This is a genomic window from Pectobacterium zantedeschiae, assembly GCF_004137795.1.
In the GTDB taxonomy this organism is placed as follows: domain Bacteria; phylum Pseudomonadota; class Gammaproteobacteria; order Enterobacterales; family Enterobacteriaceae; genus Pectobacterium; species Pectobacterium zantedeschiae.
The window spans coordinates 2,705,020-2,718,776 of record NZ_NWTM01000001.1; the positions used below are offsets into that span (position 1 = coordinate 2,705,020).

The following is a 13,757-nucleotide window of genomic DNA, read 5'->3' on the forward strand; positions in this document are numbered from 1 at the left end:
TCTATTTGTCTGTTCCCTTCATCTTACAGGCAGTGGATTGATTCCTGCCTGCAAGCGTCTGGGTTAGTGGTTAAGTAATAAAATGTCGCTCGGTATTCGATCTGCGATGCGCTAGGCTCGCAGGCTGCTCAACTCACTGAGCGCCGCCAGCAGCTCATCCTGTTCCGGCTGATGCTGACGTAGCTGTTCGGTAAAGGCGGTTTTCCCCGCTGGTGCTAACCGTTCCACGTCCCGGCTTTCAGTGGGAAGTGAAGGCGATTGCATCGCGCCGCGGTCGGTTGCCATAGCGGCACCATCGCCCTGTCCGGTTTGTAACGTAATCGGTACGATTCGGCTGCTGCCGTCAGCGGCCTGTGCTTTCAGCGCCAGTTGGATCTGATTCACCTGCACAGCACTGGCATCGGTAATGCGCACCACGCCGCTGAGAGCATCAAATTGCACCCATGCCGGCAGCGGACGCCCGTTCGCCAGTTGCAACGTCAGCGTGGCATTACCTTCACGCACGCTGAACATGCGCTGCGGCAAGCTAAAAGCGAGCGCACCGGAGGCATCCGGCCGTAACGCGCCCTGCACGCTGCTGAACGCCGATTCCAGCGCCGTCGTCTGACCGCGCACGCTCAGGAACAGGTTAGAATCTGCCGAAGAGACTGGTGCGCTATCGCGCACGACGGTGTTAGCGCGAGAAGAGAAGTTGACTTGATCCAGCGTCGGCATCAGCTGTGACATTACGGGATCGAGCACCCAGGGAGCATCAGACTGGCGTGCCGTATCAGCATCGCGCTGACGCACAGGTTCAGCAGTAATGTTGGCCGGTAGTGGTTGAACGTCTGGACGAGACAGGTCAGCAACAATCGCGCCCAGCGGCTGCTCGCGCTCCCTTTCACCCGAATCAACAGGCAGACTTACGCCCTGCTGTACCAGAATGACGGGGGCAGCGGTGGTGGTGTTATCAGGATTGGCTGGCTCCGTTGGTGTGCCTGGGTCAACCGGCGTCGAGGCGGCATTGACCGTCAGCGCCACATTCAGCGCCGTCGCGTTGCCCGCGCTGTCCGTCGCGGTAATCGTCAGGTTGAATGTTCCTGAAACAGCCGGATCGCCGCCGATCGTGCGCGTTGCGGCATCAAACGTCAGCCCGTTCGGTAGACCGTTGATCGACAACGTCAGCGCATCATTTTCCGCATCGCTGAACAGGCTATTGGGTAAGGCATAGGACCAGCGAGTGCCAACCTGTGCCGTTGGCGGGGTGAATAATTCTGCATGGCCAACAGGCGGCTGGTTAACCTCTCTTGACAGCGTCACGCCAAGTGTTTGCGCTGTAGAGTCGGTTTCACCGTCATTGAGCACCAGCGTCAACGATGTCGCGCTCCCCGTCAGCGGTGCGCTTGTCGCCCAGCTAATCTGGCGAGCCAGCACCGTCGCGTCCGCACGGGAAATAGCAGCAGTGAAGGTGATGGTGAGCTTGCCTTCTGCCTGTGTGAAGGTCGCTACCGCTTGCCCGTCTTTGCTAATTACGCCATTCGCTAAGGTGAAACCATTGCCCGCAGTAAAATCGAAGCGATCGCCTGCTGATGCCGTTTCACCACGCTGTAACGTGATCGAAGCGCCTTGATAGTTTCCCGCCCCGCCATTCAGCGCATCCAGTTCCGCATCACTGAAGACGATCGACGGCGCAACGATAACCGCCGGACCATCGATGCGATAAACCGGCAGGCGAGAGACTTCATCCAGCACCGTCACACCATTGCCGAGCGCAATCAGACCACCGTCAACGGGCAACAGATGGGCAAAGCCCGCCCCGTCATTTTTCAGCGTATCGAGTTTTGTCAGCGCCTGACCATTCAACACATAGCGAGTCAGCGAACCGTCGCTTTGCGTAACGTACAGCACCCGCGCATCCGCAGAGAAAGCGATACCATTCACCGTACCTTCCGCCGCGACGCGGGCAAGGTGCGTGAAGGTTCCCGTTGCCGTATCCAACGCGAAGGCATCGATGTGATCTGCACTGGCGACAACAATGCTACGGCCATCGGCGCTGACCGTTATCTGTTCCAGTCCTGAAAGCGCTACGGTATTTCCTGCAGCGTCGGTAAAGTCGCGGACATGTCCCAACGGCGTCAGTTTGCCGCTGTCGTCGCGCTGATAAACAATCACCGTCGCACCATTACTTGGATCGGTGGTGACAAAGAGCAAGTTGCCGCGGCTGAGAATACTGGTCGGGGCCCACAGATAAGGCGGATTATTCATATCGCCCCCCAGCGCCTCAACATAGGTTAACGCCCCTGTTGCGGTGTCACGGCTGAAATAGGCTAACTGGTCGCTGTAGCTATTGATGAGATAAAGATTCTTCCCATCATCAGACAACGCAATCCCTTTGATATTATTCAGGTTACCATTATCAATATTATAGTCACTTGCTATCGTGGCCTTATGGGTCAACTCACCGTTCGCATCGCGGCTAAACCAGACAATCGCGTTACCGTCGGCACGCAGTGCATACACGCTGTTGCCATCGGCGGAAACCTGTAGCTGGCTTATTCCTGTCACGCCTTCAGCGGCGGCAAAGGTCCGCACATAGGTTAATTCGCCGCTGTTCGCATCACGCTGGAATAAGGCAATCGCCCCTTTATCATCGCTGACATACAGCGCCAGCCCGTCAGTTGTGCGAGCGGCCGCCGTTACCGTACCCAGACCGCTAATCGCGGTATAGGTATTCACCAGACGCAGTTCATCGGCAGAGAGCACCGGATCGTTCGCCACGACAGGCGTGTCGTTGATCGCGGTAACCGCCACCGATAAGGCCGTAACCTGAGACTCCAGATAACGATCGGACAGCATTACCGTCACCGCAACCTGTGCGGCAGGCGTATGGCTGTCGCTGGCATAGGTAATCTGGCGCAGCGTATTCTGCACGTCTTCCGTGGTCGGGATGGTGCCAGCATTAGCATTGAAGCGGATCGTCAGCACGCCGTCTTTGTTACTGACCTGACCAATGGTGACACCATCTTTCTGCAGCGTATCGCCCGATAGCGTCAGGCCGTTGCCTGCATTGAAGCCCAGCTTATCCAGCGCCGTTTTGCCGTCACCCAACGTAATCTTGAGCGTCGCGCCGTCGTAGTTACCCTTGCCACCGTTAAGTTTATCCATCTGCGCATCGGACACCGTCGCATCCGGTGCCAGCACGATAGGATCGGCACGCTCGGTATACGTCGGCGTGCTGCCCGGAACCGTAATGACTGGCGCAGTATTGGTCTCTGCCGCAGGCACCAGGGTTAAGGTAATTGCCTGCTCCAACGTGGTTTCCGGTGCGCTGCCGCTATAGTTATTCTCCTTGATCATCAAGGTAACATGGCGTTCCCCGCTGGAATCGCTGCCCAGATAATTGTAGCCGATGCTGTCAATCACCGCGGCAGTGCCGCTACCGTCTTTCCCGACATACAGGAGAACCGTTGCTTTACCGTCTTTCACATCAACGGAATATTGCAGCCCACTGGCTGTGCGCGGTGTACCGGTGGATTTTTCGAGCACGATCGTGCTGCCATCGACGCTGATCGTCTCATTTGGCCCTGACACATCAAACGTCAACACCACCTGCCAGATGGTTTGTCCACTCTCAACGGTGTCGATATGCGTATCTTTAAACAACTTCACGAACTCGCCGTTGCCCGGAATTTGTGGGTTCAGTACCGTTGTCGTCAGTACAGCCGGATCGTTGACACCGATAAGATTGACCACTACGTCCATCGTCGCAACGTTATTGTCACCGTCATTAATGCTGAAGACGAATGTCGGCGACGAGCCCGCATGCTCAGGATCCTGACTGGTGTTCTGGTAGGTAATCTGACGCAACACATTTTGCGCATCAGCTTTTGTCACCGCTGCCGTAAAGGTCACCGTCAGCACGCCATCAACCTGCGTAAAGGTAGCGATCGTGGTGCCATCTTTGACGATATTGTTACCATCCAGCGCCAAGCCGTTATCGGCCTTAAAGCCGAAGGTATCTTCCGGTAGGCCTCCCTCTTGTCGGCCTACCGTGATGCTGGCACCGTTATAGTTACCCGCACCGTTATTTAACGCATCTAGCTGCGGATCGGACAAACGGCCTGACGGCAGCAGTACCGTTGCATCAGCCTTTTCGGTATAGGTGGCACCCGCTGTCCCGACATTCAACACATGAACTTTATCGCCGCCAATCAGGTACAGCTGTTTGCCGTCTGCACTCAGTTCTACATTTTGTAGATCCGAGAAGGAAATATTGAGCGGGCTATCCCAGCCGCCGCTAATCGTATGTTTCAGCGTGAGGCTGCCATCCTCGGCACGAGCGAAAACAGAAATATTCTTACCAACCACAAACAGCGCGGTGCCATCGGCAGAAACGACCAGATTGGTCGCCAGCGCTTCACCAGTATCACTTCCATCATCGGTGATTGGCGTTGTCTCTCTCAGCGTCAGTGTCCCATCGGCACCCACCGTTATTGTATTGAGCGTGTAATTACCCACATCGGCATTAATCGCATACAGCGTTTTGCCATCAGGTGAGAGGGCAAGTGAATTGATGTAATACGGGTCCTCGCCTGCCGCACGAATCTGGGCAACCTGAGTTAGCTTGCCCTCAGTATCAATACTGAATGCGGTGACACCGACGGTACCGCCGGAACCCGACACGAACAGGTAACGTCCGGCTGGATCAAGTACAAGACGGCTCGCCCCGATCAGATTATCGGTCTGGGAAACCGACGTCAGGCTACCGTCTATTCCGCGCTTAAACACCAGTACGCTGCGGCTATCATTATCACTGTCAGATTGGGCAGCGGTAAGGTAGAGGTAATCACCCTGAGAAACGATATGAGAACGCACATCCAGCGAACGACCACCCAGTTCAGCCGAACCAAGGGTGCCAGCCTGCGTCAGTTCACCGTCGCTGCCAACGCTGAAAATGGTCACGGCGTTGCCTTCACTGCCTACCACATACAGGTACTTCCCATCGGCAGACAGAGTAACCTCTGATGCGCCCACCAGCCCGGCATTGTCCACAACCTTATCGAGTTGCCCCGTCTCATCGTTATACACGGATCGATAGTTGAAGAAGGTCTTCGACAGGGTAAATTTACCTTCCTCATTACGTACAAAGACGCTCAGTACCGCTGAACCGCTCTCTGGTGAACTCACGACATAGAGCGTTTTACCATCCGCAGACAGCGAACTGTCTTTTACCCCGCTCAGTACATCCACATAATTATTAGAGTCATAGCCCTCAAGACCGTAATCATTCTGAAGGGCGCTGGATTCACCGCCAATCGCAGGCACTTGTGCAGGATCGGATGCCATGGTCAGCGTAAGCGTCTGCTCCGCCTCTGCACCCGATTCATCAGTCACTATCACGGTAATAGCAAAAGCGCCTGCGCCATTAAGCGCTGGCGTACCGGAAATGGTGCGGGTTGCGGAATCGAAAGTTAATCCAGCAGGAAGACCGTTGACCTGCCACGTCAGTGCGCCATTTTCAGGATCGCGGAACAGATCTTCTGGCAGTTCTGCACTATACGAGTGTCCTGCTGTACCAGACGGCGGGACATATCCTGCGTTATCCACGATCGGCGCTTTATTCGGCACTAGCGTCAACAGCAGGTTAGTATCCTTACTGCCGTCGCTGAAGGTGATAGTCAACGGAATCGATGCACCAGCCGCATCACCATCATTACGGTAAGTCACCTGATGCAGAACCTGATTGGCAACGGCTTTCGTGGCACTTTCGGTAAATACAATCTTCACCGTTCCTTCGCTCGCACTGAAGGTGGCGATTGTCTTGCCCTGATACTGAATCTCGTTGCCGGATAACGTCAGATCGCTGCCGTTTTGGAAAGCGAAGTGGTCATTTGCCGATGCTTCGCCATTGCGGCTAATGGCGATCGATGCGCCCTTATAGTCATCAGCGGCATCCAGCTCCTGATCTGACAGCGTAACGCTGGTTGCAAACGGTGTGTCCGCCGTCTGGCTATAGGGGGCATTTGCCGCCGCATTGAGTACGTTCAACCCCGCAAAGAACGTACTGACCCCGGCATAGATGTTCTTACCATCTGCACTGACGGCAAGATGGTTGGCCGTGTTAACCGAGAGCTCAACGCTATTACGGTACGTTAACGCACCAGAATCAGCGTCTCGAGCGAATACCAGCAGTGATTTACTGCCGAACGCCGCAACATACAGCGCTGAACCGTCCTGAGAGATCACAATTTCACGCAGTGATGTCGCCCGTAGCTCAGCAGGAACATGGCTTTCACTGTTGTACAAATCCATCGTCCCAGCGTAGGTCAGCGCGCCCGTATCGCTATCACGGCTGAAAATCGAGACAGTACCCTGCGTATTTGATGACACATAGACAAAACGGTTATCGGGTGAAATGACGATATCTTGCAGTGCCGTGAGGTAACGATCGTCCTTTGGAATTTCCGCGCTATTTGCATCAGCAGCTATCGTACTTTTATTGATCGTACTGACATAACTCAGGCTGCCCGTCTCTGCATCGCGTGAAAGCACGGTAATGCTGTGATTTCCCAGATTAGAGATATAGGCCGATTTACCATCGCTGGACAGCACAATGCCGCTTGGGCTCTTCAGCGGAATCGTGTCGCTACCAACCAACGAACCGACAAAGGTCAACGCACCGGAGGTGGTATCGCGCGAGAAGAAGGTAACGGCATTTTTACTGGTAGAACCATCGACTGGCGTCACACCATTAACGGTATAGAGCGAAGTGCCATCCTCAGACAGCACGATTTCGGAAACCGTTGCATCCAGTCCACTAACGCCATTCACCCCTTGCGTGGCGACAATCCCGACATAGCTCAGCAGTCCCGTCGTGGCATCGCGGCTAAACTGCACCAGCGAATAGGCGCTTCCGCTTCCGCCCGCGACATACACGCTGGAACCGTCTTTAGATTGCGCTAGCGTGGTGATGGTATTCAGCCCGTTAACTTCAATTACAGGGGTGGACGGATCGTCCTGTTCACCCTGCGTGAAGCTTTGTAGCAGCGTTAACTTGCCAGTTTCCGTATCACGCGCATAAACGCGCAGGTAGGTCTTGCCGCCGTTATTGTTCCCTTCACTGCCAGTTACCAGCAGGGTTTTACCATCCTGAGAAACATCGATCGCCGAGACACGTTCGTTGTAATCACTGAGCTTCCCATCGTTGTAAAACAGCGCGGCATCAGGGGAATAGGTCGCCTCAATCGTCGGTATCTCATTGAAGGTCAAATTGACGCTGCCGGAAACCGTCAGCGTTGCGGTATCGCTCCCGCCATTGGCGGTACCGCCGTTATCTTGTAACTCGGTTAAGGTGATGGTACGCAAACCGCTGGCGCTGGTACTCTCCTTGCCAGCCGAGTAGCTCAGGCCATCGACCAGCTTCATCATCGCCATGCTGCTGATGCCCTGAGCACTACTCAGCACCAGTGAAGACTCACCGTTCGAGGCATTATAGGTGTAGCTATACTGATAACCGCTCACCGTGGTGCCCGTACTGTCTTTACTCAGATCGATGACCGTGCCATCCACCGTCAGGTATTCCTGATGCGGGTTGTTTAGGCCATCAATCCCTATCGACAGTTTCGTCAGCGCCTGTCCAGCTTCTCCGGTATTCACGGCGGTATCTTTGAATATCGTGACGGATGCGCCACGCGTATCCAGCGTCAGGTTGCTTCCACCCTGACTAACCAGCGTTGGCGCACTGTTAGCAGTCAGCAGCAGCGCAACAGTGGTCACCATGCTGTTCAGTTCGCCATCGTTCGCGGTCACCGTCAGCGCTACCGTGTCGGTTGCGCTCTGGCTGCCAACGTTGCGGTAGGTGATTTGTTTCAGGACGGCATTGGCAGTCTCTTTCGTCACATCGGCGGTAAAGGTTACGCTAAGCACGCCCTGATTTTGCGTGAACGTCCCAATTTCCGCGCCTGACTGCAGAACTTTGCCATCTTGCAGCGTCAGGTTGTTACCTGCACTTAAACCGAATTGATCGTCTGCGGAAGGCGTTTCACGACCGATAGTCAGCGTGGCACCGTTATAGTTACCTGCTCCGCCGTTTAACACATCCAGATTGCTATCCGAAAGTGCGACATGATCGGCAAACGGTAATTCACTGCCATAGATATAAGTGCGTAAGGCGCTAAAACGCTGAATCGCCTCACCAGCGATCAGGAGTGATTGTCCATCTGGCGATAGCACCATGCCACGCGTATCGCCAATATTCGTAATCTGACCGCTTTCACTTAGCGCCCCCGTAGAGGCGTTTACGCTATAAATCTGCAACGAACCTTCGCTACTCAACGCATAGAGTTGGCTACCGTCGGCGTTAAGATAGATAGCGTTGACGCCTTCCAGCGTTTTCGTATCCGTGCGGGTCAGCGTCTTACCTTCAGTGCCATCGCGCAGTTGGTAGACACTAATTTCGCCATTATCAGGATCGGCAATGTAGATGAACTGCTGATCCTTCGAGATCGTCAATTGATAATCTACTGCGCCATAACCTTCCCCAGACGTTTCCAGCGTCGCGACAGAGATTAATTTTCCGGTATCACTCCGTTGGAAAACCGACAACGTGTGCTTTGATCCCATCCCAATCGTGACCACATAGTTACCGCTGCTCGCCACGATACCACTGCGATCGATTCCGCTGTCATTCACCACCTGAAGTAGCGTCAGGCTGCCCGTTGCCACATCGCGAGTAAAAACAACCATGCCGTTCCACTGTGTAGTGGCATAAACCTGAGTCCCATCACTGGAGACGGCCAGCCCGGTAATATTGCCGTTTTGCGAAGGGGTAGTTTGGGTATAGCTGTCATTGACCTGAATGACCTGTCCGTTATCATCCAGGCTAAGTGCAACAATATTGCTATCGCCCGTGATGGCATAAAGTGAACGGTTGTTCTCACTCAGCGCGATGTCTTTCACATCCTTGAGCGCGCTGATATCGCTCAGCGTTTGGCTCAGCGTCAGTTTGCCATGCTCGCCGACGGTAAAGACCCCCAGCGTGCCATCACTTCCTATGGCGTAGGCATACGCGCCATTACTGGAGTAGCGCACGTCCTGCGGCGATTCCATACCAGGTACGACGATCAGTTCAGCCAGTTCGGGCGCATCCGATACAGACACCACGGGCGCGACGTTGATTTTGCTATCGATGGTGATGGTCGAGTGGATATTCAGCTCGGCAGTGTCGCTCTCATCGCTCAGGCTTTTCAGCGTCACCGTGACATCACCGCCTGCCACGGTTTTATTGAGTGGCCGATAAGTCATGCCGTCGATCAGCTTAGCGACGTCATTAGGCTCAAATGCGTCAGATGAAGCAATGCTTACCGTAACAGTTGTCGTCGTACCGCTAACTGCAACGGTATAACCATATTTTCCGTCGCCTGCTGTTGTTTTCGCGCCATTAAAGGCCTCCAACGTAATTTCAGTACCGTCGATGACGATTGCCTGATCCGCGCCCGTGCGATTGACGGTAATCACCAGATCTTTCAGCTCCTGCCCGCCTTTATCCGCTGACACGCTAACGCCGCTGAAGAGATCAATAGGCGCAAAGCTGTCGCTGGAATCGGTGATCGTGACCGTTGCCTTAACCGGCGTGGCATCGACGCCGGGGGCAGTGTCCGTTGCCGCAACGTGTGCTGCCACATCCACCGCAGTGACCACCGCAGCGGCATCAAACATCATGCGCGGTTCCAATACCCACGCCTGACGCGGCGTACGCGTTAAGGCTGAACCAGATTTTGAGCGGGAAAAAGTCATCGTGTCATGTCCTGTAATAAAAGGGGCAAAGCGCGTCATTCCTGGCTACATTCAGCGGTCATTCAACCAGCCGAACATAGCCGCCCTCGGTTTCGATCTGGCCGGCGATACGATCCAACCGTTGAATCAATTGCTCCTGAACGCCTTCTGCGCCGAAGCCTGCACCATCGATAAAGCTCATACGTTTTTCCCCTTCAGTGCAGACCAGCAGGCCCGGCGTCGCATCTTTGTCGAACAGGTTGCGGCCAAAGTCTTCAGGGTCACCGGGGCGAATGCCGACAAAATAAAACTTGATATTGCGCGCGCGGAAACTGGCACACAGATCGTGGAAACGCTCCGAGGCAAAGGAACGGGCAGGATCGGTTCCAGTCGAACCACTAAATTCGCCTCGGTTGGTGTTGTAGCTGTCGGAGTCAAACCAGTTACCGATGGTGTTGGCCATCATCACAACCACCTTTTGCCCATCACCGTTGCCGTCCAGATTGAAGTCCAGTGGCAGCTTGGAATCGCCCCAGCCGTCTGAACCGCGCATATTGGGTGACAGGGCTGCTCCCGCCCATGACATAGCTATCGCATAGTTGGTGTTAAAGCGCGGGACAAGCTCTGCAATGCGCGCTTCCAGCTTGCTTTGTTCATTGGTCAGCGGCATCAGGGCTGCATTTGGACACCCTCTATCCGCGACAATAAAGCGGGTATCTACGGCATTGGAGTTGTTATCCCACGGATAGAGATCGGGGTTGGGGCCACGCCATGTGATAGGGGGTGCTCCGGGGCTACCGTTTTGCGGCAAATCGTGGCGGTAATAAATACGGAACTGGCCGACAGGCGGCTCATCCCAGAAGAAATTCTCTCCTCGGCCTAGTCCACGGTACATACACAGCAGATTAGCGCGCCGATCGGGGAAACGACGATCTGCCAGGCTACTGACAACCCCGCTGGCAAAAAGCGAACGCAACTCCGGTGGGTTCAGCGCTCCCGGCGTAGACCAGCGGCGAATGCGATTTGCATCTTCTGCGTCGTACACGTTCACTGATTGACTATACGGCACCAGCGATAGCCACAGGTTGTCACGCTTACCGTCCGCGCTGCTCAGCATGCGTTCGACAAACGAGCGGCTGACGCTTTTCAGCGAGCGGATATCGCCCTCACTCATATCTCCCGTCACTGGCATGACAAAAGCAATTTCGGTCGGTCGGTTGACGACCTCAGAGGTCGAGTACACTTCCTGCTTCTTTGCACCCAGGTTCAGCAGGCTAGGCTTGGTTTCGAAGGCGGCAGTAACGGTATAGGTTTTACGTGTGCCACTGCTATTCCCTTCAGTGACGGACACATCGCCAGCCACCAGTTTTTCACTCAGGGCCTTATTCATCCCCAGATTGTTTTTGACGTATTCATACGCCAGCTTATTGGTGTCTTCCTGGCTATATTCTTCGCCATTAATCGTCGCCTGGTGCCCGACAGCTAACGCAGCGGCATCTGTCGCGCGTTTAATCTGCGTCGCATCACCCGTTGCCGTCGAGGTATCGACGATAAAAGCCGCCGTCACCAATAACGCCATCGCACCCAGCACATAAAACCCCGTGCCAGCCCCCTTTTCCTGCTGAATAAAAGCAGACAGGCGTTCACGCCAGAACAGAGTAGTTCTGCTATCGTCTTTTTTTACTCTTCTGTTCTGTAAGGTTTTTTTCATTACTTCCTATCCTGTATACCTGGATTCAGCGCGTACTCAACCCGCCCATAAAACGGGAAAATAAAAACGACATTGCTCATATGCCTATTTGTCTTAATTGTTTCGTTATTCCGGTAACGAGACACTCGCTGCCGTTCGCGGTCTATGTGCCGCTTCTGTATCTACGTCCGTGATTACTTTTCTTCTTCCTCTAACTGCGCCTCTTTTCTGAGTACCTCATCCAGTTCAACCACGTTGATAGCGACCCGGCTGACTGACGACGCATGCAACAGACCGCCCAGCGACATCCCCCCAAGCAAGCCCACGTCTTTACCCTGACGGCAAATCTCGACCACTATCATGGAGGTATTCTTACTGCCTTTCTCACGATCTCTTTCCGGCAGTTCAGGGAGATACTCTTCACCTGGCCGCGTTTCACTTTCCACACACAGCGATTCTGCCGTGCCTCTGCTCAACTGCCAGTACAGCTCGCCAGTCTGACGCACGTTGCTAATGAGCAACTGATAGTTTCCTGCACCTTCTGCTGGCAATACCTTATCGAGCAGCCCCTGTAGGCCTTTTTGATCCAGCTTCTGCTGCATCGCTAATATTGACGCAATGGCACCCGCACGCTGTTCCATATGCGTACGCTCCAGCCCTACGGTGTAGATATCCGCACACAGCGAGCCAATCGCCAGCACAATCGGAAATGCCAACGCCGTTTCTACCGCAATAGAAGCACGGCAAGAAAACCAGAAGCGGCGAAACTGGCTCAGGAAACGGCTGGTTTTTAATACACGATCAGTCATTGCGCAGTTCCGTCCCAAACACATGCTTGTACTGATAGCGGAAGGTGTCCCCCAGTGTTAACACTTCCGGCAGCGGCGTAATAAACGCCTTTTTAATCTGCACCGTCACGGACCACACCGGTAGCGTCGTCGTTTCCTCACCCGTGGCGTTATCCTGACTGCTATTGCCGTTCGTCAACCCGCCAAGCTGGCTAAGATTGTCGAAGTGCAATACGCTGACGGTTAAATCGTCTTCCTTGAGGTAGCCGTAACCCGCTTCAACCATGCGCGCCTTTAGCCGCGTTCCCATCTGTTCTGCACCGTCCGTACCGAGGTTATCAAGACGAAACGTCTGCACGGCTTTATCTAGAGCAGCACTGCCAACGGCAATCACCAGCCCGATACGAGCCAGTTCAAACAGCATCATCACCCCGACTAGCATCACTGGCACCAGAAATGCCACTTCCGTCGCGATCACGCCGCACGTGCTGCGCCAGTTGCGTTCATGGCGCGGCACGATGCTTTGCACTGTGCCTTTATCACGCGACGGGCCGAGATTACGAAGCCACACCATTACTCGGGCGCACTCAATTGCAGGCGCTGACGGCTGGACAACAGCAGCGCTTCACCACGGGATTTATCCTGCTGCATTTGCTGTAAACGCTGATTCAGTGCATCCATCAAGCCATCAATACGCTGCGGCTGGGCAATGGTCTCCAGCGCCGAACGAGCTTCAGCGTCTCTGCCACCAGAAAGGTAAGCCAGTGCCAGGTTCAGCCTGCTGGTTGCGTTGCTTTCATCCACCGAACGCAACAGAGAAATCGCTTTGTCCGCGTTGCCACTCGCCAACCATGAAAGCGCCAGATTGTTAAGTGCCGCAACATCGGCTGGGTTCACCTGCAATGCTTTTTCAAACAGTTGACGCGCTTCAGCGTGTTTACCTGATGCATCCATCACCACGCCCATGCCATTAAGTGCGCCAGCGTCATTCGACTGTGCTTTCAGCGCACAGGCAAAGTCGGTTTGCGCCATCGCATTACGCCCCAATGCCAACTGTGCACGTCCCATACCCAGACACACCGCCAGTGCTTCTTCCGGCGTCATTTTGTTGGTATCACCGCCCAGCGCCTGACGTGCTCGCCCGTACAGTTCTAACGTCTGCTGTGGCGAACGAGCCAGAGCCGCAACGCTGGCATACTCGAGCATCTCAGCACCTTTCAGCGCATCACGACTATCGAGGCGGGCATATACTTCCGTCGCTGCTTCCACACGCCCCTGATCGCGTAGCAGACGAGCCAGGCGCAGGCCTTCATCCTTGCTGCCTTTAATCGCCATCGAGCTGCCGCATCCCACCAGCACGGTACTGACAATCAGTAATGCCAGCATGGGCGCGCCGCGCTTAAGTTTTGCTACCAGATCGACCATCTTCGATAACTCCATCAGTTGTAACGCTAGTAATTTCCGGTTCATACCGGGAATCAATGTTTGTAAAATAAATACTTTTAAAATCAATATTTTAAAAATAA

The 13,757-nt window shown here is 54.4% G+C and carries 5 protein-coding genes; all 5 read right to left on the reverse strand.

The features are described from left to right. Positions 1-111 precede the first annotated feature (111 nt). The 5 genes from CLR69_RS12210 to CLR69_RS12230 all read right to left on the reverse strand — a co-directional run bounded on the left by CLR69_RS12210 (position 112) and on the right by CLR69_RS12230 (position 13,656). Positions 112-9,774 (reverse strand): beta-propeller fold lactonase family protein, encoded by a 9,663-nt coding sequence (locus CLR69_RS12210; protein WP_129712770.1) that lies wholly within the window; start codon positions 9,772-9,774, stop codon positions 112-114. A gap of 58 nt (positions 9,775-9,832) precedes the next feature. Beyond that, positions 9,833-11,464: a Tad domain-containing protein gene (locus tag CLR69_RS12215; RefSeq protein WP_129702900.1), complete on the reverse strand. Its 1,632-nt coding sequence runs from the start codon at positions 11,462-11,464 to the stop codon at positions 9,833-9,835. A gap of 173 nt (positions 11,465-11,637) precedes the next feature. After that, positions 11,638-12,252 (reverse strand): TadE/TadG family type IV pilus assembly protein, encoded by a 615-nt coding sequence (locus CLR69_RS12220; protein ID WP_129702899.1) that lies wholly within the window; start codon positions 12,250-12,252, stop codon positions 11,638-11,640. After that, entirely contained in the window at positions 12,245-12,805 is a 561-nt protein-coding gene (locus CLR69_RS12225; RefSeq protein WP_129712771.1) for a hypothetical protein, read from the reverse strand. Before CLR69_RS12225 ends, CLR69_RS12220 begins: the two co-directional genes overlap by 8 nt. Beyond that, positions 12,805-13,656 (reverse strand): tetratricopeptide repeat protein, encoded by an 852-nt coding sequence (locus tag CLR69_RS12230; protein WP_129712871.1) that lies wholly within the window; start codon positions 13,654-13,656, stop codon positions 12,805-12,807. Before CLR69_RS12230 ends, CLR69_RS12225 begins: the two co-directional genes overlap by 1 nt. Between the last annotated feature and the right edge of the window lie 101 nt (positions 13,657-13,757).

Coding starts and splice junctions, on each gene's coding strand:
- CLR69_RS12210 (WP_129712770.1), bottom strand. CDS start 9,774: ATGACTTTTTCCCGCTCAAAATCTGGTTCAGCCTTAACGCGTACGCCG.
- CLR69_RS12215 (WP_129702900.1), bottom strand. CDS start 11,464: ATGAAAAAAACCTTACAGAACAGAAGAGTAAAAAAAGACGATAGCAGA.
- CLR69_RS12220 (WP_129702899.1), bottom strand. CDS start 12,252: ATGACTGATCGTGTATTAAAAACCAGCCGTTTCCTGAGCCAGTTTCGC.
- CLR69_RS12225 (WP_129712771.1), bottom strand. CDS start 12,805: ATGGTGTGGCTTCGTAATCTCGGCCCGTCGCGTGATAAAGGCACAGTG.
- CLR69_RS12230 (WP_129712871.1), bottom strand. CDS start 13,656: ATGGTCGATCTGGTAGCAAAACTTAAGCGCGGCGCGCCCATGCTGGCA.